Here is a 22,847-nt window from a genome sequence, read left to right on the forward strand (position 1 = left end):
ATAAAAGGGAGTTGCTTTCGAAACAATGAGGATGCTAGATAACCATGCGGCCCCACTAGCGTCAGGTAGCGCCGAGGGAGGGCTTGAAGCGGAAGCTGCCCAACTGGCACGCTTGATCTATACCCATGCTCCACATGATGGCAGTTTTAGCCAGCGCATCCCTAGTTTGCACGTCGGTCGTTTTTCACGAATAAACACGGACTACGTGAAAACCCTCTACTTGTCCTCTTTGTTAATTGCTGCACAAGGAGCAAAGGCCGTCACGATGGGGCAGGAGGTCTATCAGTTCGGCAGGTCGAGTATGCTCGTGCTTCCGGTTGCCCTACCGGTTGCTATCCAGATCACACATGCGAGCCCTTCCGAGCCGTTCCTCGGTGTTAGGCTGGACCTCGATCCGCAAAGGATTGCCGAGTTGGTCTTGAAAGTGTATCCCAAGGGCCTGCCTCCAGTTCGTCAGCGGAGCGCAGGTTACGTCACGAATGCCGACTTGGGCATTGTTAATGCGGTGAGGAGACTGGTGGAGTGTTTGCCGAATCCAGGCGACGCTGAATTACTTGCCCCACTCGTGGTGGATGAGATTTTGATACGAGTCCTGCGCAGTCCCATCGGTGTTCACGTCGCTGAAATTGGTTTTGCGGATTCGGGCGTGCAGCGAGTTGCGAAGGCGATTGCTTGGCTCCGCGCCAACTTCTCCCATCAGATGAAGGTTGCAGACTTGGCCGAGTTGGTACACATGAGTGTGTCCTCTTTTCATGAACATTTTAAGGCAGTCACTTCGATGAGCCCACTGCAATACCAAAAAGCGCTGCGCCTTCATGAAGCGAGGCGTCTGATGGTCTCAAGTTCAATGGATGCAAGCACGGCATGTCAGCAAGTGGGGTATGTAAGTACCTCCCAGTTTAGCCGAGATTACAGCCGCTTTTTTGGAAGCCCGCCAAGCAGAGACATCGTCAGATGGCATCAACAGACACAAATACTGGACTACATATAATTCTGACTTTTTCCACGTACCCCGCGGCCATAAGGCTTGGCGGGTTTTCATTTTTCCTGCGGAAACCCTGCCATATCGCAGGATAAGGGGCGTTCCAGAGGATCAGGCAAGAAGTGACGTGGAACTAGTATTAGGATTATTTCAGTGGCTGTCGACCATCGTGTCGGCGGCTTTTTGTGTGTAAAGTTGTGTAAGATCAGCTGAAATTAGATTTCGGCGGATCGGGCCAATTCGTTGCGGCTGCCGGTATATCGGTGGCCTTTTCTGACTTAAAGGGCACTAATGAGCGGTGAGTATCTGAACTTCATGCCAGTGACATATGGTAAAATAAGTGATATTAGCAATAAGGCCATGGATATTTTTTTATTACTATGACACAAGTTGGCATAATTAAGGTCGATAATTAGGGGGAGATCAACGAAAGGAGCAACCAATCGTGAAACCTTTAAATGGAAAAGTGGCTTTGGTAGCGGGGGCAACACGCGGAGCTGGTAGAGGAATAGCTATCGAATTAGGAGCGGCTGGGGCTACGGTTTATGTGACAGGACGCACGACACGAACACAACGCTCTGAGTACAATCGTCCTGAAACGATTGAAGAAACTGCTGAACTTGTTAGCAATGCTGGTGGTCGAGGGATAGCGGTTCAAGTGGATCATCTGGATTCTGATCAGGTTCAGGCTTTAATTGCTCGCATTGAGAATGAACAGGGGAGACTGGACATCTTGGTTAACGATGTATGGGGGGCCGAATATTTGGCACAATGGAACGTGCCCGTGTGGGAGCACTCCCTTGAGCGAGGGCTGCGTATGCTTCGGCTGGCGATCGACACGCATATTATTACAAGCCACTTTGCACTTTCACTGCTAACCCGAAACAAGAATGGACTGGTCATTGAGATAACGGACGGCACGGCAGAATACAACGATAAAAACTACCGTTTATCACTGTTCTACGATCTAGCGAAGACGTCAGTCATTCGTATGGCCCAATCTTTAGCCCATGAGCTTTCACCTTATAACTGCACAGCAGTAGCAGTGACTCCGGGCTGGATGCGTTCTGAAATCATGCTTGATCACTTTGGTGTTAAGGAAGCAAACTGGCGTGATGCGACTATGAAGGAACCTCATTTCGTCATCTCGGAATCGCCGCGTTTTGTAGGGCGGGCCGTTGCCGCACTATCCGGAGACCCGGAGGTTGCCCGATGGAACGGTCACTCGATTTCAAGCGGCAAGCTCGCACAAGTGTATGGTTTTTGTGATCTTGACGGCTCACAGCCGGACTGCTGGCGGTATCTTGTAGAAGTGCAGGATGCAGGCAAACCAGCGAATGCTTCTGGTTATCGTTAGTATTCAATGGCTAAGGTGAGTAAGTTTTCCTCCATGAAACAAGACCAAAACGGCTCTGATCGCATCGTATTGCGAAAGGGCCGTTCTTTATTTTTCGAGAAAATTCAGAAATAATTAGGCGGCTTGTCACAACCCTGGCAAGAAGCTGGATAAAAGCCAAGATTTTTGTGTGTTCCTAAGGCGGATTGTTCGGATTTCTTTCTTTTTACTAGCTTTTAAATACGTTATAACTATCATATAATAGTAAATAAGTATTTTAATCTAAAGGGTTAATAATTGATCCAGAAAAGGTGTGTGACTAGGTCGCGCCTAAATCCTTTCTGCAAATCTTAGGGTATAAGGATGGTAAAAATGAGCAACAGAGAAACTAAAACAGATGTCATCTTAATTGGTGCCGGAATCATGAGTGCGACGTTAGGGACACTTCTGAAAGAATTAGTACCGGAATGGGAAATTACAGTGTTTGAGAAGCTCGAAAATGCAGGAGAAGAAAGCTCTAATGAATGGAATAATGCAGGCACAGGGCATGCCGCATTATGTGAGCTTAATTATACTGTCCAAAAACCAGACGGATCTGTAGATATTAGCAAAGCTATCGCAATTAATGAACAGTTCCAGCTTTCTATGCAGTTCTGGTCTTATCTTGTGAACAGCAAGTTGATCCGCAATCCGCAGGACTTTATCATACCATTGCCTCATATGAGTATGGTGCAAGGGCAGCAAGATGTAACGTTTTTGAAGAAACGTTTTGAAGCGATGTCTACGAATCCGTTGTTTCAAGGGATGGAATTTTCCGATGATCCTGCCAAATTGATGGAATGGATTCCGCTTATTATACAAGATCGTCCATCGAATGAACCTATAGCAGCAACCAAAATTGACACTGGCACAGATGTCAACTTTGGTGCTTTAACGCGCATTCTGTTTGACCACTTAAAGAGTAAAAATGTCGATATTAAATACAAACATAGCGTTGATAACATGAAACGTACTGGCGATGGCTCGTGGGAATTGAAAGTACGGAACGACAGAGGTACCGTCGAACGCCATACTGCCAAATTCGTCTTTATTGGAGGCGGCGGAGGAAGTCTGCATTTACTGCAAAAATCCGGTATTCCTGAAGGAAAACATATTGGAGGCTTCCCGGTAAGCGGAATATTTATGGTGTGTAATAATCCGGATGTTATCGCGCAGCATCATGCCAAAGTATATGGCAAAGCTAAGGTTGGAGCGCCTCCAATGTCTGTTCCGCATTTGGATACAAGATTTATCGATAACAAAAAATCGCTGTTATTTGGACCGTTTGCCGGCTTCTCGCCAAAGTTCCTAAAAACCGGCTCCATGTTTGATTTGGTAACATCCGTTAAACCGGATAATCTCGTAACGATGTTGTCGGCAGGTGCCAAGAACATGTCATTGACGAAATATCTGATCGAGCAAGTGATGTTATCGAAAGAAAAGCGCATGGAGGAGTTGCGGGAGTTTATCCCGAACGCCAAAAGCGAGGATTGGGATTTAGAAGTAGCGGGTCAACGTGTGCAAGTAATCAAAGATACGGAAGCAGGCGGCAAAGGAACACTTCAATTCGGTACGGAAGTTATTAGTGCCGCTGACGGTTCGATTGCAGCATTGCTAGGCGCTTCTCCAGGCGCTTCTACGGCTGTTCACGTTATGCTTGAGGTCATTACCAAATGCTTCCCGAAACATATCAAAGAGTGGGAACCGAAAATTAAAGAAATGATTCCTTCTTATGGCGTATCGCTTATGGAAAATCCAGAGCTGCTGAACGAAATTCATGCATCAACAGCAGAGACGCTTGGTCTGAGCGGAAACTCGTCGTTACAGACAGCGCGTCAAACTGTATAATAAATAATCTACCACCGGATATTATGCGTGGGAAAGGGGCCTGCTTCGCCGCGGCTCCTCTTTTGTTCGAACCGAAAGGGAACTAAGATACGCTATTTGATCAAAATTCGGGCGAATTCACCAGCAAGCAGAACTACGGTACGCTGTTTCATCGGTTTTAGCGCCCAATCGTGCTATTTCGGTTAAATAGCGGACTTGAGTTCCGTTTCATGCCCGTTCAGCTCATTTTTCCAGAAATAGCGTACTCCAGTTCCGTTTTATCTTGAACAGCGCCGTAATCCTACGAACAGCAGCGGAATCACTCCACCGCCGCAGAGGCCTCATGCTCAAGATAGAGGTTTTTTGCTTTCTCATCGTAAGCCAATAATTCAGCATACCTTCCCCAATCAATCAGAATGTCTAATTGATGACCTGCTTCTTCCAACCCAAAATGCTTTTCAAAGATTTCCAAGAAAAACTCTCGCTCCATTTTGTTGTTTGATTTGGAATGCAAAATCCAGATAATCTTCTCTATCATGGGAACGTGCTGGAGCACTTGTTTTTTGAAGATATCCTTTCTGTCCAACACGCTGGCATCGGCAAAATGGCTTCCAATTTCCGTTAATTCAATATCTCCGTGCTGGATGTGAGCAAAGCCAAGCATCTGGGCTGCTTCGACAATCGGCAGAAAGTCCTCCAAATTAAGACTTAATTGATCAGCTAGCTTATATAAATCAACCGTTTTTCCAAGATCATCAATCAATTCAATGAAGCCTGTTAACGCACCTGCAGGTACTTCTTGAACCTTTTCGATCTTTTTCTTTTGTTCTTCGACCTGCTCACTCTGCTTGATTTCACGCTTGGTCAATATGGAATAAATCTTATCAACGAACCCGGTAAATTGTCCTTCCTGCTTATCGCGCCAGTGGGCCATAGGAATGAATATATCAGCAATAACACGAGCGGGGTCACGAGATAATACAATGGCTCGATCGGACATATAGACGGCTTCTTCAATGCTGTGTGTGACCATGATGATCGATTTGGTTGGAATCTTCTTCTCTGTCCATAATTCAAGCAAATCGCGCTTGAGGTTCTCTGCTGTCAATACGTCTAAAGCCGAGAAAGGTTCATCCATCAAGAGAATGTCCGGTTCCATGACAAGTGCGCGGCCAATGCCTACGCGTTGCCGCATGCCGCCTGACAGTTCTTTCGGATACGCGCCCTCGAATCCATCGAGTCCAACCATATCAATGATGGAGAGCGCTTTGCGCATTTTAACCGCCTCTGTTAATGGCTTATTTTCAAGTCCCAACTTTACGTTCTCAAGGACAGTAAGCCAAGGAAATAGGGCAAAGGATTGAAATACCATACCCACTCCAGGATTCGTTCCCTGTATCTCTTGCCCGTTGTACAAGACTTTTCCGTGTGAGGGAGGTATAAGACCGGCCATAATCCGAAGCAGGGTTGACTTACCCGAGCCAGAAGGACCCAAAATGGATACAAACTCACCTTCAGCAATGCTCAGATGGATATCTTCTAAGATGCTGACATTTGTACTATTTGGCATATCGTAACGTTTGCTGATTCGTTGAAGCTCAATGAGTGTATTCGTCATGGTAAACACCTCTATTCCAGATGATATTTTTTGGCAGAGACGGCGTACAATTTACGCCAAACTAAACGATTTACAAGCACAACTAATAAGCACATCACGATAATTCCCCAAATGATTTCCGGCCAATCTCCATGTGTTGTTGCTTGGGCTATAAACGAACCTAATCCAGACGCTTGCAAAGTATTATCTTTCCACGATACAAGCTCTGAGACGATACTCGCGTTCCATGCGCCTCCACTAGCTGTAATACATCCCGTTACGAGAAATGGAAATACACTGGGTAAAATTAACTTGACCCACGTTTGTGAGCGGGTTAAGCGTAAAATAGCTGCTGCTTCTTTCAAATCGGAAGGAATAGCCATCGCTCCTGCAATGACGTTAAATAAGATGTACCACTGTGTCCCGAGCATCATGAGAGGAATGGCCCCTATGTTCATGCTAATGCCAAGTTTCAGGTAGAGGATCGTAAACAAAGGGAATGCCATATTGGCTGGAAAAGAAGCTAGAACCTGTACAATGGGCTGAGCAATCCTTGAAAGTTTAGGGTTCATGCCGATCATGACGCCAACAGGAACCGTCCATATGACGGCTAAAAGGGTTGATATGAATACGCGTAGGGCTGTTTGCAATCCGAGTACTATTACCCTAAGTAATTCGTTCCAGCTTAGTTGTATGATCTCAAGAACAGCTTCATAGACATATTTTGCAACAAATACGATGACAAGGCTCCAAATGATCCAGACCACAATTTTGGATAGAAGAGACGGCGGTTTTGGCCAAAGAATGAGGGAGCTTCTTTGTTGAAATCGACCTTTTACATCATGAAAGAAAGTACCGACAGTCTGATTCACATAACGAATGAATCGCGCGCGTTTCAATATGTCATAAACCCAAGATTTCGGCACTTCATTTGCCTCGGATTGTTCGTTCTTAAATTTCTGTGCCCAAGCGACTAGCGGTCGCCAAAAAAGCTGATCCACAAGACAAATCATCATGATCATGGTGATAATGGAGTACGCAATGGCTTTTATGTTTCCTTGATCAGCAGCCATTGCCATATAAGAGCCGATTCCTGGCAAATGAATGTCTTGATTCAATACGCTGATCGATTCGCTTGCCGCGAGAAAAAACCAACCTCCTCCGAATGACATCATGCTGTTCCAAACTAAGCCAATCATGGAAAAAGGCACTTCAAGTTTGGTGAAACGAGACCATGTGCCCAGACGATGAATCTTTGCAGCTTCATTTAGCGGCTGTGGAATAGTTGTAAGCGAGTGATAAAAACTAAATGTCATGTTCCAAACTTGACCGGTAAAAATAGCGAAAATCGCAGCACATTCAACACCAAGCAGACTTCCAGGAAATAAAGCCATGAACATCAATACGGTTGCCGAAAGGAAACCGAGTACTGGCACAGACTGTAAGATGTCGATGGCTGGGATCATGATCTTTTCGGCAATGCGGTTATACGCGGCAATGCGTCCATAAACAAATGTAAATAAAAGTGAAAATCCGAATGCAATAAACATTCTGAGAAGCGAGCGTCCTGCGTAATAGGGAAGCATGTGTGGTTCAAGACTCATGGCGGGTTGATTACTTTTGGAGAAAGGAACTTCCATACCCGCACCAAGGTGGGCTGTCAAATATAGAATGGACAAGAGCATGAGAATAACCATCACATCGGCCAAGCCGAATTTATATTTATTGTTAATGTTGAGAAATCCGTTCCATTTCATCGTGAAAACCTCCTTAACAAATAAAAAACTCCCCCCATACATGCATGAGGAGAGCGCAAATAGTCCATCTGCTCAGATGACATTCGGTTATCAGTTCAGCTTCTTAAAGCCTTAGATCTGCAAGGCCTTGAGCGCGAGTTCTGATTCACTGAGGGCATACGGGTAGACGGAAAAGCGCTGTTCCTTATTAGCAAAGCACACTCTAAGCTATTCAACTGTCGCTTTCGACTACTACTGTCCATTTCCCGTTTCCCCCCTTTGTACATAAATATGAAAGCCCCCCGGGATTGGTCCCAGAGGGCAAGGCGGCAGTTCCTATTTTATTTATTATTATTTATTTGCTCCGTTTATGATACTAAGCGAATTGGTAAGTGCAGATTTGGACTGGCTGGCAACAGGTTTTCCTGAACGAACTGCTGCCAATACAGCGTCAATAGTTCCATCAATTTGGGTCCATGTTTTGCCATCTATTTTCCTAAGCTTAGGCTCAAATGTATCCCATTGGTGTTCCAAATCGTCAGCCCCTTTTTTCGCTGAAACAAAGTCATTTGAGTTTACAAAATTCAACATATCGCTCTCGATTTTAATAAAATCTGTTAATTGTCCAGCTAATGTAGCTTGTGTAGAATCGGTTTGCGATGCTATCTTATTGCTTAACCCAACATAACCGCCTATACCCACAAATAAGAAAATACACAGTACCACAACGGTTTGCGTCAAAACTTTGTTCTTGCTTCCATTTACTTGGTTTGTTTCTGCTGTTTCATTTTTTGACGTTGCATCAAATTTGGTAACTGCAAGAAAAACAATTATCGCTAAAATAGCTATAAGAAAAATTACACTAGTTACTGTTGTCCCCAAACCTAACGCGCCATTCGTTTTTGGTTGAGAGAGGTAATCCCCTAATGACGCTCCGAGAGGACGAGTAAGAATATACGCAATCCAAAACGCTAATATCCCATCAAGTTTCAAAAATTTCCATGCTAAGAATACGCAGGCTATTATAATAACGACTGTTGTTCCTGTGAGAAGATAACCAAGACCGAGTTGCTCGGAAAATAAATCGCCGACTGCTGTTCCAAGTGCAAATGTGAAAAGAATGGTAAGCCAATAGAAAACCTCTCTTTTTTTTGTATAAATCGAGTGTATCGAGAGTGTTTTTTCACTAAGATACCAAAGAAGAAAAGTTAATCCTAGCAGCACGGAAAAAACGACGGTACTAGTCTCAAGGGGTATTCCGACATTGTCTGTCAAATTATCAGTTACCAACGTCCCAAATACGCTAATAAGCACAACCGTTAGCCAATAAATGCCTGGAACATATTTAGTTGCTTTGAATTGAAGAATCAATACGATGAAAAACGCTATTCCCATAATTATTGTAGTGAGAGTTAAACCAAATCCGAGACTGAAATTTAGGAAATCAGCAAATGTTTCACCGACAGTTGTGCATAAAACCTTGACTATCCAGAAGAAAATAGTAAGTTCTGGCACCTTGTTAAGTAAAATTTTCAATTTATTTTGGTTAGCTTCCATACATAACTTCCTTTCTTTGCAGTGAGATTAAAGTAACATTAATATAGTTAGATTAGAGCAGCATTAGAAAACTAATAACAATTACAAAAAAATCTACGTAATTAATGGTTTGAATAAAGGACTCTATACAAGCAAATAAAGGAGCTGCCTCGGCAGCTCCTTTTGACTTTTTCACAAAATAATCGTTTTTGTACAAATCTTCAGGAAGAAAAACGTTTCGATTAGATAAAAAACAAGTTTATATCGGATATTTTCATATAATTAAGGCGAAATAAATCGTTTTAGATGGTCGATATAGTAAAATCAACTACATTGACGCCTATTTTAATAGTGTTTATAATATAAATCGAAACGTTTCTATTGAAAGGGAAATGCATGAGACCGAGACTACACTACCGTCGGTACGAGGAAAGAGAGTGACACTATGACAACTGCCAAACAAGCGGGTTTTCAACTGAAGGCGGGAAATGTACAGTTTTCCTTCCTGAGCAGTGGGGATATTCGCGAAATTACGTATAAAAATATAATGATTAACCAATGGATCGCCAACCCCATCGATGGCTCTTTAAATAACCTGTATTTGCGCATACATAGCTCCAAAGGGATCAAAGCTGTGCCTCTGATGGGTGTTCGCTCTGCAAGCCTCGTCCAGTATTCGGAATCCCAAGTCACCTGGGAAGGTTCTGTAGAAGGACTTGATTACGAATTAACTTTTCATCTGACGCCGGATGATATTTGGTTTTGGGAAGTGAAGGTACAAGGGAACGGCGCAGATGTGGACGTCATTTATGGACAGGATATCGGTCTCGCCGATAAAGGGGCTGTCCGCAGCAATGAAGCGTATTTATCGCAATACATCGACCACGCTGTCTTCGCAAATGGACAGAACGGATATGCCGTCTGCTCCCGCCTAAACATGCCGCAGCAGGGGGGATTCCCCTACTTGCAGCAAGGCGGTCTGACCCCATTAGTCGGATACTCGACCGATGGTTTCCAGTTTCACGGTTTATCCTATAAGGAAACAAACGTACCGGAGGCGCTCAGCCGAAACACGTTGGCTAACGAAGTGTACCAGTACGAATTCGCATTCACTGCGCTGCAATCCCAGCGTGTGAAGGTGAACGGCGCAGCGCGCTTTGTCTTCTATACCCTATTCAAGCAGGATCATCCGGAGACCATTAAAGCTTTGGAATTCGAAGCCGATGTGTTGCAGGCTTGGGAAAAAGCGGGTAGCAGAAACAACGAACTTAGCCATCGGCTGGACAAGACGATCCTGTCCAGCAATATCGGTGAGCCGCTTACCACCTTGTCAATGACCAAGGAAGAGCTGGAGCATTATTTCCCGAATCGGCGTCAGGAAGAATTTGATGGGGAGATGCTGCTGTCCTTTTTCACGGAAACACATGAACATGTGGTTCTGAAGGACAAAGAACTTCGCGTTGAGCGCCCGCACGGTCATATCCTCATGTCAGGAGATAATGCCCGCCTGAAGGAAGATGTGATGACTACCACTGCCTATATGTATGGTATTTTTAATTCGCAGGTCGTGGTCGGAAACACGTCCTTCAATAAAATGCTGACTAATGCACGCAACGCCTTGAATGTGATGAAAACGTCAGGGCAGCGTATTTATATAGAGGTTGAGGGCTTATACCGCTTGCTCACCATGCCGTCCATGTTCGAGCTCGGCTTCAACTATGCTCGCTGGTATTACAAAACGGCCGATGATACCCTTGTTATCACGAACTTGACGGCTGTTGACACGCCGGAGATTCATCTGCAGGTTCGTTCACTAAGCGGCAAATCTTACCGTTTCCTCGTAACGAATCAGGTGACTATGAACAACAATGAGTATGAAACGCCATTTAGACTCCAAGAGGACGGTCAAACGGTGTCTTTCTACGCCGATTCGGCATCCGACAGCGCGAAGGTCTGGCCGCATCTGTGTTACCGAATGCGAGTCGAAGGCGCGGACATGAAGGTAGCTAATGAGGCTCATCTGGCGCCAAACATCCAGCCGCTTGCCGCTTCCCTTGTTGTATTGGAGCTTGGCGCCAGCAGCGCATGGAGCTTAACCATCCTGGGACTTCTGCGGGGGGAAGAACTGACGTTCACAGAAGTGGATACCGCAGCTGAGATAGTAGGATATCGGGACTTTTTGGCCACGGTTATGAACGGGTTTCACCTGTCGCAAGGCGATGGCGCAGCTGACAGTCTGGACAAGGTAAACACGATTGCTTGGTGGTACACGCACAACATGCTCGTCCATTACTCAGTCCCTCATGGCTTGGAGCAGTATGGCGGGGCCGCTTGGGGAACACGGGACGTGTGCCAAGGACCGGCAGAATATTTCCTGGCGACGCAGAAATATGGTGAAGTCCGCGACATTATCAAAATGGTTTTCGCCCACCAGTACGAAGACGACGGAAACTGGCCTCAGTGGTTTATGTTTGACCGCTATGCGGCGATCCAGCAGGAAGAAAGCCACGGCGATATCATCGTGTGGCCGCTGAAAGTGCTGAGTGATTATTTGGCAGCGACGAAAGATTATGACTTCCTTCAAGAAAAAGTGCCATATACGAAGCGGCATGTTTGTGAGTTTACCGAAGAGTCGGCTACGATATATGAACATGCCAAGAAAGAGATTGCCTACATCAAGCAGCATTTCCTGCATGGCACTCATCTTTCTTCGTATGGCGATGGCGATTGGGATGACACGCTCCAGCCAGCCAACGCGCAGCTCAAACAATATATGGTCAGCAGTTGGACCGTTGCTCTGACTTATCAGGTGTTCAATCAGTTGTCCGCGGTACTTGAGGAAGCCGACGAACGGATGGCAGCTGAGCTAAAAGGTTTGGCGGCCGGCATTCAAGCCGACTTTAACCGCTTCATGCTGGGAACGGGCGTCATTCCGGGCTTTGTGTATATGGAGGAGCCGGAAAAGGCAGAGCTGATGCTGCATCCGACAGACACCAAGACAGGTATTCAATATCGTCTGCTTCCGATGACGCGCAGCATGATCGGTGAACTGCTGACAGAGGAACAGGCAAATTCTCATTATAAGCTCATTAAGAACGAACTGTATTTCCCAGACGGCGTTCGTCTGATGAACCGTCCTGCCAACTATGATGGCGGTGTCAGTACGAATTTCAAGCGGGCTGAGCAAGCGGCCAACTTCGGACGGGAGATCGGCCTGCAATACGTCCACGCTCACATCCGTTTCGTAGAGGCGATGGCCAAATTGGGCAAACCAGGCGAAGCTTGGAAGGGGCTTGAGATGATTAATCCTGTTGGCATCCGTGATGTTGTACCAAACGCGGAGCTGCGTCAGAGCAACACTTACTTCAGCAGCTCAGACGGGAAATTCAACACTCGTTATGAAGCACAGGATCGTTTCGGGGAGCTGAAGGCAGGCAGCGTAGCGGTTAAAGGCGGATGGCGAATTTATTCCAGCGGCCCGGGAATTTATATGAACCAGCTGATTTCTAACGTTCTGGGTATTCGTTTGGACGGCGGCGACCTAGTCATCGATCCCGTATTGCCCGAACAATTGGACGGGCTGCGGTTCGATTTTATGGTAAAGGGAAGTCCAGTTACATTCACCTACCATATCAAGGGTCGTGCGGAAAGTTATGTGAAGGTTAACGGGGAAGAAACGACTGCGGCAGCAACCGCCAACCGTTACCGTCAGGGTGGACTTCGCATCAGAGGGCAGCATCTAAGCAGTCTGTTAAACGAGGATGCAAATCTAATTGACGTATACGTGTAAGCGGAAGCGGCGATCTCTTGAGGTCGCCTTTTCATATAGGAAGACATCTTTATGATATAGTAGAAGGAAATGAGAGTGTGAAGGTTAGGAGCGGTTTGTGTGATCAGCATTAAAGATATTGCGAAAAAAGCGGGTGTTTCCATATCGACGGTTTCCTACGCGCTTAACGGTAATCCCAAGGTAACGGAGGAAACGAGTGCAAGGATTCTGAAGATCGCGAATGAACTGAACTACGTTCCGAATGCCGCAGCAAGAACTTTAAAAACACGGGTCTCCAAAATCATCGGCGTTTATTTGACGGATTTCAGTGGTGCGTTTTACGGTGAACTTCTGCAGGGGATGAAGGAGGTACTGAACCAAAGCGGCTATGATCTTATTGTCTGCAGCGGTTCCTACTCTCACCAGTGGCTGCCGCAGCGTATGATTGACGGGGCTATTGTCCTTGACCACTCGTTCTCAAGCGAAGAACTGATGCAATTGGCTGATCGCGGGCATAAACTGGTCGTGATGGACCGGGAGCTGAACCATCCGAACGTAAATCAGGTCCTTTTGGACAACAAAGCGGGAGCCTCCCTGGCCTTGGAATATTTGATCGATAAAGGCCATCGAAAACTGTATGTCGTAACAGGACCGCAGGGCTCCTACGATTCCAAACAGCGGCTTCAGGCCATCAAACAAACTGTTGGACGGAGCTCCGACGTGGTGTGCACCCAGATCGAGGGGAAGTTCGACAAGGATTCTGGCGAGCTTGCGGCCAAGCAGATCATACGGGAGTACACAGAACCTGCGGCGGTTTTTTGCTTGAACGATGAAATGGCCATAGGGCTTTATAACACGTTGGTGAAAGCGGACTTCCGAATCGGAGAAGAAATTCACATCATCGGCTTCGACAATATCGAGCTGACCGAATATACCCAGCCGCGCCTTGCAACGATTGATTATTCCAAGCGCAAGTGGGGTGCCCTGGCGTCTGAGCAGCTTATCAAGTTGATTGCGGGGGAAACGGTAGAGCATGAGCGTATTTATGTTACGCTAGTCGCAGGTGAGTCGGTTGGAGATGCTTAATCGGCTGCTGGCATACGCAGACCACCCCCACATAGGCATTGTCCGCCGCTCGCCGATTTTGAAAACCTGCATAAGTGCAGGCTTTTCCGATCAAATCGTGTGGAAATCGAGAAAGCCTGCGATTATGCAGGCTTTTTAGGCATTTTCATCCTGTAATCGCGAAAAGGCCATTAAAGGATGCATAATCGCAGGAATATGCGAAATATACGGACCGCCCGTTTTGAACAAACGAGAGTTCATCATTTCGATATCTTGCTGTTATATTCGGCAATACGTACAAGAGCTTATTTGCGGGGTTATACTGTTCGTGAAGGTGAACGGAAAATTGGAGGAGGAGATCTTCATGCGCGAGATTCCCGCAATTAGCATTGCCGATGTGGATTGGAATGAAATCCAGCAATCGCTGGACGAGTACGGTTATGCCAAACTGCCTAAATTGTTAAGCATAACGGATTGCCACGATATCATCAGCACTTATGCAGATGAAAGCCATTTTCGAACGACCATTGATATGGCCAGATACCGCTTTGGAGTTGGAGAGTACAAGTATTACAATGCGCCTCTGCCATCTTTGCTGCAGCAGCTGCGTGAGGGATTGTATCCTAATCTTGCTGTAACAGCTAATCGCTGGTTAGAACAATTGGGTCATCATGCTAGTTATCCGGCAACTCTGGCGGAATTCCTGGCACAATGTCATCAAGAAGGGCAGAACCGGCCAACTCCCTTGATCCTGAAATATGAGGCAGGGGGATATAATTGTTTACATCAGGATTTATATGGGAAGGTGTTCTTTCCTTTTCAGGTCGTATTTGCGCTTAATCAAAAAGAAGAGGATTTCACGGGCGGGGAGTTTCTATTGGTGGAGCAGCGGCCGCGGGCGCAGAGTCGTGGGCATGTCATCACCTTGCATCAAGGGGAAGGTCTGATCTTTCCAACCAATCATCGGCCTGTTTCAGGAACGCGCGGCTATTATAGAACGACGCTTAGGCACGGCATAAGCACAGTAACTACAGGTACAAGGTATAGTTTGGGCATTATTTTTCATGATGCGAAATAGACGGTAATTTTTGTCTTTGGCAGATTCACCGTGAGCCTGTATTCGTAAAAGATACGATTTGTTATAATGTAAGAAGAAACGAAGAAAGAAGGAGGCTGCATCAGAATCATGGAGCGAATTACAATTGATGAATGTGAAGAAACATGCGGAGGATCGGAGCAGGGTTGCGAGCATATAAAGAACTCACTGATAGATGGCTTAGCTTCTGAAGAAATGGCTCAATTGTTCAAAGCGTTAGGTGATCCTACCCGAATCAAAATGATTTACGCGCTTTCGCAAAAAGAGTTATGTGTTCACGACTTATCCTATGTGCTGGACATGGGCCAATCGGCCGTTTCCCATCAACTGCGTTATTTAAGGAATTTACGAATTGTGAAACGGAGAAAAGTTGGAAAGACGGTATACTACTCACTTGAAGATGAGCATGTAGAGCAGGTTTTTTTGCAAACGTACAAGCATATTTCGCATAAATAAGGAAACAGGCAAGGTGTCCACAATTGGGCGCTTTTTTCTTTTTTTAGGTGGCAAATGGATTGACTTTCCATTCATGGAATGATTATAATCAGCTTATTACGTTATATATGAACATATGCTCATTTATTGTTTTATATCGAGGGAGCTGACGACAATGAATCATAAAAGCGAACATGTGAAGCGCGAATTGTTATTAGAAGGTTTGGATTGTGCAAACTGTGCACAAAAAATTGAGAACGGAGTCAAACAGCTGCCAGGCTTAACTTCTTGTTCGGTGAATTTTGTGACCAAAACACTCTTCATTGAGACTGAGAAGGGGCAAGAAGAAAGAGTAATCGAAGAGGCCAAAAAAAAGGTGAAATCGTTAGAACCCCATATCCAAGTAAGGGAAAAGGGTAGAAATACGACAAGGGAATCGCATAAAGAATCCAAGGATGGTCATGCGCATCATGATCATCATGATCACGATCACGGTGATGAAGGCCATACCCATGATCATGGAAGTGGAAAGATCAAGACGATGTCCATTCGGATTGGGATTGGAGCGGTATTAACTGGCATTGGGGTATTCGCTCCTGTTTCAGGCCTATACGAATTAGGTTTATTTCTGTTGGCCTACCTTATTGTAGGTGGAAATGTGGTTCTGCAGGCAGCTAAAAATATCGTTAGAGGTCAAGTATTTGATGAAAATTTTCTAATGGCCATTGCCACAATTGGAGCTTTTGGCGTTAAGCAATATCCCGAAGGTGTAGCTGTCATGTTATTTTATCAAATAGGTGAAATGTTCCAAGGCATTGCGGTAAATCGGTCTCGTAAATCCATTAGTTCCTTGATGGATATTCGTCCTGACTATGCGAATTTGAAAACCGGGAATAGCACCAAACGCGTTTCGCCAGAAGAAATTAATATTGGTGATCATATTATTGTCAAACCAGGTGAAAAGGTACCTTTGGATGGTAAAATTGTGGATGGAAATTCCATGGTAGATACTTCAGCTCTAACGGGAGAGTCAGTACCTCGAGAGATGGAAGCAGGTAATGATGTATTAAGCGGATTTATTAACAAAAACGGTGTGTTGACGATAGAAGTTACCAAAAACTTTGGCGAATCAACGGTATCTAAGATTTTGGAGTTGGTTCAAAATGCGAGCAACAAAAAAGCGCCAACCGAAAATTTTATTACCAAATTTGCCCGCTATTATACACCGATTGTGGTCATCGTTGCTTTGCTGTTAGCGTTAGTACCGCCATTAGTTTTAACGGGTGCAACGTTTTCAGACTGGATTTATCGCGCTTTAATATTCCTGGTCATTTCTTGCCCTTGTGCTTTGGTGATCTCTATTCCTTTGGGCTTTTTTGGTGGAATTGGCGCGGCCTCCAAGGCAGGGATACTTGTCAAGGGAAGCAACTATTTGGAAGCCTTAAATGACGTGAAATATGTTGTTTTTGATAAAACAGGGACGTTGACCAAAGGGGCTTTCAAAGTAAGTGCGATAAGACCGGTCGATCCCATATCGGAAAATGAGTTGATCGAGTATGCCGCATTGGTAGAGGCACATTCTACACATCCAATTGCAGAGTCGATTCGTTCAGCGTATGGGAAAGAAATAGAAGAAGAAAGCATTCAAGACTATAATGAAATTTCAGGGCATGGTATTCAAGTTACTGTGAAGGGCAAAGAAGTTCTTGCCGGAAACGTCAAGCTGATGAACAAAGCGAATATCTCATTTCAACAGCCAGAAGAAACAGGTACAATTGTGCATATGGCTATTGATCAAAAATATGCCGGTTATATTGTGATTTCGGATGAGGTGAAAGAAGACTCTGCAGAGGCCATTCGTGCACTGAAAAGTCTCGGTATCAAAAAAACGGTCATGCTGACAGGGGATGCCAAGGCAGTCGCGGATGATGTTGGGCGTAAACTTGGCCTTGATGAAGTTCATGCGGAGTTGCTGCCGCAAAATAAGGTAGAAGAAATAGAGAAAATAGACAGACAAAAATCTCCCAAAGAAAAAATTATATTCGTTGGAGATGGAATTAACGATACCCCTGTTCTGGCTCGGGCTGATATTGGCATTGCCATGGGGGGACTAGGATCTGACGCTGCGATAGAAGCAGCAGATATTGTGATTATGACGGACGAACCTTCCAAAATAGCGACCGCTATTCGTATCGCCCAACGTACTAGACGAATCGTTTGGCAAAATATTATTTTTGCTATGGGTGTTAAAGGGGTTTTTCTTTTGCTGGGTGCTTTCGGAATCGCGACGATGTGGGAAGCTGTTTTTTCTGATGTTGGTGTTACTTTAATAGCTGTTTTGAATGCGGCGCGTGTATTGAATGCGAAATAAGGAATAATGGTGGTGAATTGGATGAATATAAGAAACGCAGTGTTGGAAGATGTTGATGGAATAGTGAAAGTTCACATTGACAGCTTGAAGACTTCGCACATAGGCATCTTACCATCAGATTTTCTGGACAATCTAACGCATGAATGGTCAACTCCCCGATTCACAGAAGCTTTAAGTAAACCTTTAAAAGACGTTAGCCTTTATGTAGCGGAGAATGAAACCGGAGAAATTGTTGGGTTTATCTGGGGTGGGGCTGAACGAAAAGGAGACGAAGTTTACCAAGGTGAAATCTATGCGATTTACGTTTTAAATGAATATCAAGGTGCAGGAATTGGCCGACAATTAGTTGAGGCTTTCATAGAAGATTTACTTCGTCATCATATTCGTTCCATGCTCGTTATGGTGTTTGCTGAGAATATTTCTTCTCGTCGTTTTTATGAAGCTATGGGTGGGCGGAAGATACGTGAAGGAACTGTAACTGTTAATGGTGAGGTATACAAGGATGTTGTATATGGATGGACAAATATTGAAAATCCATTGATCGCTAACAGGTAGAAAGAAGTGGCTCATAGGGTGCTGATCAATCCGCGCGGGATACGATCAGTTGACTAGAAAAAACCTGCGAAAATGCAGGAATTTCCGGGCGAATTTGGTTGAAAAGTGGAAATGCCTGCAAATGTGCAGGTATTCTCATCGTTTTCAGCCTCTCATCCGGAAAAAGCCTCAAAAGCCTGCACAAACGCAGGAATTTCATCATTTAGGCTATGCCAAGAGCAAAAAGGATGCACAATTGCAGGTTTATTAAAATAACTGGAGCTAGAGCAGGACGATATCAAAGCAATAAGGATGTAGTCCAGAATAAACGAAGGCTGTCTTCAAGCAATTTCTGCTTGTGGGACGGCTTCTTTGTTATTCAACGAAGGTGTGTACGAACATCACGATGGACAAAAGGCCGCTTTTGCGAATAACGAATACTAAAGATTATTTATGTTCCAGAGGAGCATCTCCTGCTACACTTATAGTAATTACGATATATAAAGGAGGCGTCAGCGGTGAGTCAATTACTGCTTGTTGATGATGAAATCTATGCCATTGAGGGCATTAAATATAATTTGGAGTGGGCCTCTCTGGGGTTTACAGATATTTTTGAAGCTTACAATATCGACATGGCCAAACGAATCGTCACAGATCACCAGATTGATATTATGATATGCGACATTGAGATGCCGGGTGGCAATGGACTTCTATTAATGGAATGGGTTAAAGAGCATTATCCTTCTATGGTTGTCGTGTTTCTGACGTGCCATTCTGAATTTGATTATGCTAAAAAGGCGCTTCAATTGGGCGTTTTTGATTATATGGTGAAGCCCGTAAACTTTTCGGAACTCGAAGAGATTATCGTCAAGGCATTGGAAATTCGCAAAAAAGAGCTGGGATTTGAAGAAATTAAAGAGACGTATGAAAGGTTCTACCCGCTATGGGAGGCCAAGAAGCCGCTATTAGTTGAACGGATTTGGCAAGATTATTTGGATGAGCGGATTTCCAATGATCCCGTCAAGATGGAAGGCGAGCTGCAAGAGGTTGGGTTAACTATTTCGGACAACTTTACCATTCTGCCGATCTTGATCAGTGTGGAAAAGTGGCACAAAGAGTTCAGCTCCAGAGATGAGGAGGTACTTGAGTATGCCATCCGAAACGCGGCAGCGGAGCTGGTGATCGGGCAGGATAGCGGACTTGCGTTGCAAGATCATTCCGGCATCAATGTGATATTCATTTACTCGGGTGGAAGCGAGCGGGACTCCTTGGAAGGCTGGCGCTTAAGATGTGAAACCTTTATTCGGGCATGCAGTGAATATTTTTATTGCGATATCTCTTGCTACATAGGAAATTGGGCGTCCATTCAGGATTTATATGGGGTATATCAAGATTTAATCGTGATGGAAAGCAACAATGTGACTCAGTCGAAGATGACATTCATGTACCAAAGGCAAAGCGCCCGTAAAGGAGAAAAAGCGATCATTGAAATGGTGAAAAAATATATCTTGGACCATGTGACCTCGGAAATAACCCGGGAAGAAATCGCCGCGTCTGTTCATTTGAATCCAGCGTATTTGTCGCGGTTTTTTAAAAAGGAAACAGGCGAAACACTCACCGATTTCATGACATTTGAACGGATGAAGATGGCCAAGGATCTTTTAACGCGTACAGACGCTACGATCAGTCAAATTGCCGTTTCTCTTGGCTATACGCATTTCTCTCATTTTTCTAAAATGTTTAAGCGAACCTTTCATATGACACCACATGAATTGCGGAAATTACATAATTAGGAGCGGGACAGAAAATGAATGACAGAAATTCTCTTATTTTCAAATTTGTAATCGTTTTTATGGTAATTTCCCTTCCTTTGCTTTTATTATTGTTTTTCAGCAATAGCTATGCGATGAATTTGGTCCGCGAACAAGTGGCACAAACCAATTCAAGTCTTTTGAGCGGGCAAATGAGCTATATTGACAATAAATTATCCGAAATCAATACGTATATGTTTAGATTGGCGCTTCAAGATCCGGCGGTCATATCGCTGGAATTGCAGCCCCGCGGAAGCGATGAATATTTAATGACGCGAATCGCTGCTGCCAATACGATGGAGAAGGATATTAACTACTATAGCGAATTAGGCGCATTATTCATTTATTCAGCGAAAACCAAAGATCTTGTTATGACCAGGGCAACCGGATCTCAGATTCCACAGAAGGAAGACTTCCTTCATGAATGGCTGCGTAACGAAGGGCAATATTTGGATCAAGGGGACGGCTGGAGAACGATTAAGGTCGCTAATATTCCTTGTGTGATTCATGTCGTTAAATCGGGGCAAAGTCTCTACGTAGGGAGTATCATTCCCATTCAAAGCTTAGCTGCTCCTTCCAATAAGGTCCCGTTGGTCGCCGATGAGCAAATTATTTTCTTCTCTGACCAAGCGGAACCGTTAACGGCAACGAATATTTCTCCGGTGTATCTACAGCAGCTCACAAGCAAGATTCTCAAAACAGATAAAGCGTTCCACACGGTAGAAATTCCGAATAAGTATTTATTAGTTACGAATCGCTCTCAGGTTTCTAATATGGTCATGACGGTACTCCTGCCAGAGAAAAGTGTCTATAAACAGCTCTCTTTGCTGCAAAAGTTAATATATTTCCTGCCCTTTGTTATTGGCTGTTTTCTGATTATTAATTTAGTTTTGCTTAAAAAAATCGTGCTGAACCCTATCCTTCGTGTGATCCGCGCCATGAGACGCATCCAGGAAGGGGATTTGACCTACAGGATGCCGCCCAGTCATTCCAAGGAATTGGCCGTGCTTTCGGAGACCTTCAACACCATGTCCGCTGAAATTTCTTCTTTGAAAATCAACGTCTATGAAGAGCATATTAAAACGCAGCAAGCCGAAATTAAGCACCTGCAATTGCAAATCAATCCTCATTTTTTATTAAATTCTTTAAATATTGCCTATAATCTTATTGCCACTAAGAAATCCGAATTAGCTCAGAAAATGATGGTGCATCTGATGCATTATTTCCGCTCCATGATCCGAAGCCCGCAGAAAATGGTCACAATCCGGGAAGAAATGAAGCACATCGACCACTATTTGCAAATACATAAGATGCGTTTTCCGCTGCATTTTGATTACACTATTGAAATGGATGAGCATGTCGGCGAGCTGCTTATTCCTTCTTTGATTTTCCAGCCTTTTGTCGAAAATGCCATTATCCATGGCATGGTGATGCAGGAGGAGGGCTTTCATTTGAAAATTAGCTGTTATGAAGAGCAAGCAGGTAATAGCCGTGGCTTCTGGATACAGATTGCCGATAATGGCAATGGGTTTTCGGAGCAAGCGCTGCGCAAGTTCGTGACAAGCGGTCAGGCATTTGAGGATGCCGGGAATTTGGGCATTCACAATGTGAAACAAAGACTGCAAGCCTATTATGCCAATGAGGCCCGTCTCATGATTGGAAATGGGCTGGAAAAAGGGGCAGTCGTTCGTCTTTTTATGCCCAAGAAGTAACTTGAGTGATAGGTTCGGTATCTTGAGCGCTATCTGATGTAAGCCGCTCCCTCTACAATGAAGAAGAGAAATAGAGTGGAGGGTAGCGGAATGGCAAAGAAATATAGCAGTCTGATTCTAATGACACTGCCAGGCGTGTTGTATTTATTTATCAACAATTACTTGCCTATGCTTGGCACATTCATTGCGTTTAAGAACATTAACTACACTAAAGGAATTTTCCATAGCGACTGGGTGGGCTTCAAAAATTTTGAATTTCTGTTCAAATCACAGGATGCCTTCATCATTACCCGCAATACGCTGCTCTACAATGGAACGTTTATCATCGTTAATAATTTAATTATTGCCCTGCTGGTAGCGCTGTTGTTGAACGAGATCAAAAATCGCTTTGCGCGCAATTTGTACCAAAGTATCATGCTGCTGCCTTTTTTAATTTCTTTTAGCATCGTGGGCTATATTGTTCTGGCTTTTTTCAGTATCGAACACGGTTTTATCAATAAAGTCATTTTTCCGTTCTTGCATATACAACCGATTGAATGGTATTTGGAGTCCAAATACTGGCCTTACATCCTTGTTATCGTGAATACGTGGAAATATGTCGGATATTCCAGTTTGATCTATTTTGCCGCTATGATCGGCATTAATCAGGAGTATTATGAGGCTGCCCGCATGGATGGCGCGAATCGCTGGCTGCAGATGACGAAGATCACGCTTCCGCTGATCCGTCCGGTGGTGATCGTTGTGGTGCTGATTCTGATTGGCCGCATCTTTTATGCCGATTTCGGCATGTTCTTCCAAGTCCCTCTCAATACAGGCATTTTGTTCTCGACTACCAATGTCATTGATACTTACGTCTACCGAGCTTTATTGGTAACAGGTGATATCGGCATGTCTTCGGCTGCGGGTTTATACCAATCGACAGTGGGATTCGTGCTCGTCATCATCGCCAATATGCTGGTCAGAAAATGGGATAAAGAGAGCGCTTTATTTTAGAGGGGGAT

15 protein-coding genes are annotated in these 22,847 nt (G+C 44.6%); 12 read left to right on the top strand and 3 right to left on the bottom strand.

The genetic code is table 11. The features are described from left to right. The first annotated feature begins 25 nt into the window (after positions 1–25). The 3 genes from HQN90_RS29875 (at position 26) to HQN90_RS29885 (ending at position 4,205) form a co-directional block, all read left to right on the top strand. Positions 26–991, top strand: a complete 966-nt coding sequence (locus tag HQN90_RS29875) for an AraC family transcriptional regulator (RefSeq protein ID WP_173225979.1) — start codon at positions 26–28, stop codon at positions 989–991. A gap of 436 nt (positions 992–1,427) precedes the next feature. Further along, on the top strand, positions 1,428–2,339 hold the full coding sequence (locus tag HQN90_RS29880; protein ID WP_173225981.1) for an SDR family oxidoreductase: 912 nt from the start codon (positions 1,428–1,430) through the stop codon (positions 2,337–2,339). A 351-nt stretch (positions 2,340–2,690) separates the two neighbouring features. Further along, positions 2,691–4,205: a malate:quinone oxidoreductase gene (locus HQN90_RS29885; protein WP_173225983.1), complete on the top strand. Its 1,515-nt coding sequence runs from the start codon at positions 2,691–2,693 to the stop codon at positions 4,203–4,205. Between the two features lie 298 nt (positions 4,206–4,503). Here HQN90_RS29885 and HQN90_RS29890 read toward each other — a convergent pair whose 3' ends face one another. From HQN90_RS29890 to HQN90_RS29900, 3 genes are all read right to left on the bottom strand, one after another. Continuing rightward, positions 4,504–5,802, bottom strand: a complete 1,299-nt coding sequence (locus tag HQN90_RS29890) for an ABC transporter ATP-binding protein (protein WP_173225985.1) — start codon at positions 5,800–5,802, stop codon at positions 4,504–4,506. A gap of 11 nt (positions 5,803–5,813) precedes the next feature. Then, entirely contained in the window at positions 5,814–7,538 is a 1,725-nt protein-coding gene (locus HQN90_RS29895; RefSeq protein ID WP_173225987.1) for an ABC transporter permease, read from the bottom strand. Positions 7,539–7,868: 330 nt separating this feature from the next. After that, positions 7,869–9,074 carry a COG4705 family protein gene (locus HQN90_RS29900; RefSeq protein ID WP_173225989.1) on the bottom strand — a complete coding sequence of 402 codons (1,206 nt, stop codon included), beginning with the start codon at positions 9,072–9,074 and terminating at the stop codon, positions 7,869–7,871. Positions 9,075–9,498: 424 nt separating this feature from the next. On the opposite strand from HQN90_RS29900, the gene HQN90_RS29905 reads away from it, so the two are divergent. The 9 genes from HQN90_RS29905 (at position 9,499) to HQN90_RS29945 (ending at position 22,839) form a co-directional block, all read left to right on the top strand. Further along, positions 9,499–12,843, top strand: coding sequence for a GH36-type glycosyl hydrolase domain-containing protein (locus tag HQN90_RS29905; RefSeq protein WP_173225991.1), 3,345 nt, complete (start codon positions 9,499–9,501; stop codon positions 12,841–12,843). A gap of 99 nt (positions 12,844–12,942) precedes the next feature. Next, positions 12,943–13,908, top strand: a complete 966-nt coding sequence (locus HQN90_RS29910; RefSeq protein WP_173225994.1) for a substrate-binding domain-containing protein — start codon at positions 12,943–12,945, stop codon at positions 13,906–13,908. Positions 13,909–14,251: 343 nt separating this feature from the next. Next, positions 14,252–14,965, top strand: a complete 714-nt coding sequence (locus HQN90_RS29915) for a 2OG-Fe(II) oxygenase (RefSeq protein WP_173225996.1) — start codon at positions 14,252–14,254, stop codon at positions 14,963–14,965. A gap of 108 nt (positions 14,966–15,073) precedes the next feature. Further along, positions 15,074–15,439: an ArsR/SmtB family transcription factor gene (locus HQN90_RS29920; protein ID WP_173225998.1), complete on the top strand. Its 366-nt coding sequence runs from the start codon at positions 15,074–15,076 to the stop codon at positions 15,437–15,439. 154 nt (positions 15,440–15,593) lie between these two features. Beyond that, positions 15,594–17,789 carry a heavy metal translocating P-type ATPase gene (locus HQN90_RS29925; protein ID WP_173226000.1) on the top strand — a complete coding sequence of 732 codons (2,196 nt, stop codon included), beginning with the start codon at positions 15,594–15,596 and terminating at the stop codon, positions 17,787–17,789. Between the two features lie 21 nt (positions 17,790–17,810). Then, a complete protein-coding gene (locus HQN90_RS29930; RefSeq protein ID WP_173226002.1) occupies positions 17,811–18,344 on the top strand; it encodes a GNAT family N-acetyltransferase in 534 nt (177 codons plus the stop codon). A 497-nt stretch (positions 18,345–18,841) separates the two neighbouring features. Then, positions 18,842–20,116: a response regulator gene (locus tag HQN90_RS29935; protein ID WP_173226004.1), complete on the top strand. Its 1,275-nt coding sequence runs from the start codon at positions 18,842–18,844 to the stop codon at positions 20,114–20,116. A 14-nt stretch (positions 20,117–20,130) separates the two neighbouring features. Further along, a complete protein-coding gene (locus HQN90_RS29940) occupies positions 20,131–21,846 on the top strand; it encodes a sensor histidine kinase (protein WP_173226006.1) in 1,716 nt (571 codons plus the stop codon). 90 nt (positions 21,847–21,936) lie between these two features. After that, entirely contained in the window at positions 21,937–22,839 is a 903-nt protein-coding gene (locus HQN90_RS29945; protein WP_173226008.1) for an ABC transporter permease, read from the top strand. Positions 22,840–22,847: the final 8 nt, after the last annotated feature.

Source organism: Paenibacillus alba (genome assembly GCF_013204855.1).
Lineage (GTDB): Bacteria > Bacillota > Bacilli > Paenibacillales > NBRC-103111 > Paenibacillus_E > Paenibacillus_E alba.

Excerpts from the sequence above, each read along its gene's own strand:
- HQN90_RS29875 (WP_173225979.1), top strand. The coding sequence starts at position 26 with ATGAGGATGCTAGATAACCATGCGGCCCCACTAGCGTCAGGTAGCGCC.
- HQN90_RS29885 (WP_173225983.1), top strand. The coding sequence starts at position 2,691 with ATGAGCAACAGAGAAACTAAAACAGATGTCATCTTAATTGGTGCCGGA.
- HQN90_RS29890 (WP_173225985.1), bottom strand. The coding sequence starts at position 5,802 with ATGACGAATACACTCATTGAGCTTCAACGAATCAGCAAACGTTACGAT.
- HQN90_RS29895 (WP_173225987.1), bottom strand. The coding sequence starts at position 7,538 with ATGAAATGGAACGGATTTCTCAACATTAACAATAAATATAAATTCGGC.
- HQN90_RS29900 (WP_173225989.1), bottom strand. The coding sequence starts at position 9,074 with ATGGAAGCTAACCAAAATAAATTGAAAATTTTACTTAACAAGGTGCCA.
- HQN90_RS29905 (WP_173225991.1), top strand. The coding sequence starts at position 9,499 with ATGACAACTGCCAAACAAGCGGGTTTTCAACTGAAGGCGGGAAATGTA.
- HQN90_RS29915 (WP_173225996.1), top strand. The coding sequence starts at position 14,252 with ATGCGCGAGATTCCCGCAATTAGCATTGCCGATGTGGATTGGAATGAA.
- HQN90_RS29920 (WP_173225998.1), top strand. The coding sequence starts at position 15,074 with ATGGAGCGAATTACAATTGATGAATGTGAAGAAACATGCGGAGGATCG.
- HQN90_RS29925 (WP_173226000.1), top strand. The coding sequence starts at position 15,594 with ATGAATCATAAAAGCGAACATGTGAAGCGCGAATTGTTATTAGAAGGT.
- HQN90_RS29930 (WP_173226002.1), top strand. The coding sequence starts at position 17,811 with ATGAATATAAGAAACGCAGTGTTGGAAGATGTTGATGGAATAGTGAAA.
- HQN90_RS29940 (WP_173226006.1), top strand. The coding sequence starts at position 20,131 with ATGAATGACAGAAATTCTCTTATTTTCAAATTTGTAATCGTTTTTATG.
- HQN90_RS29945 (WP_173226008.1), top strand. The coding sequence starts at position 21,937 with ATGGCAAAGAAATATAGCAGTCTGATTCTAATGACACTGCCAGGCGTG.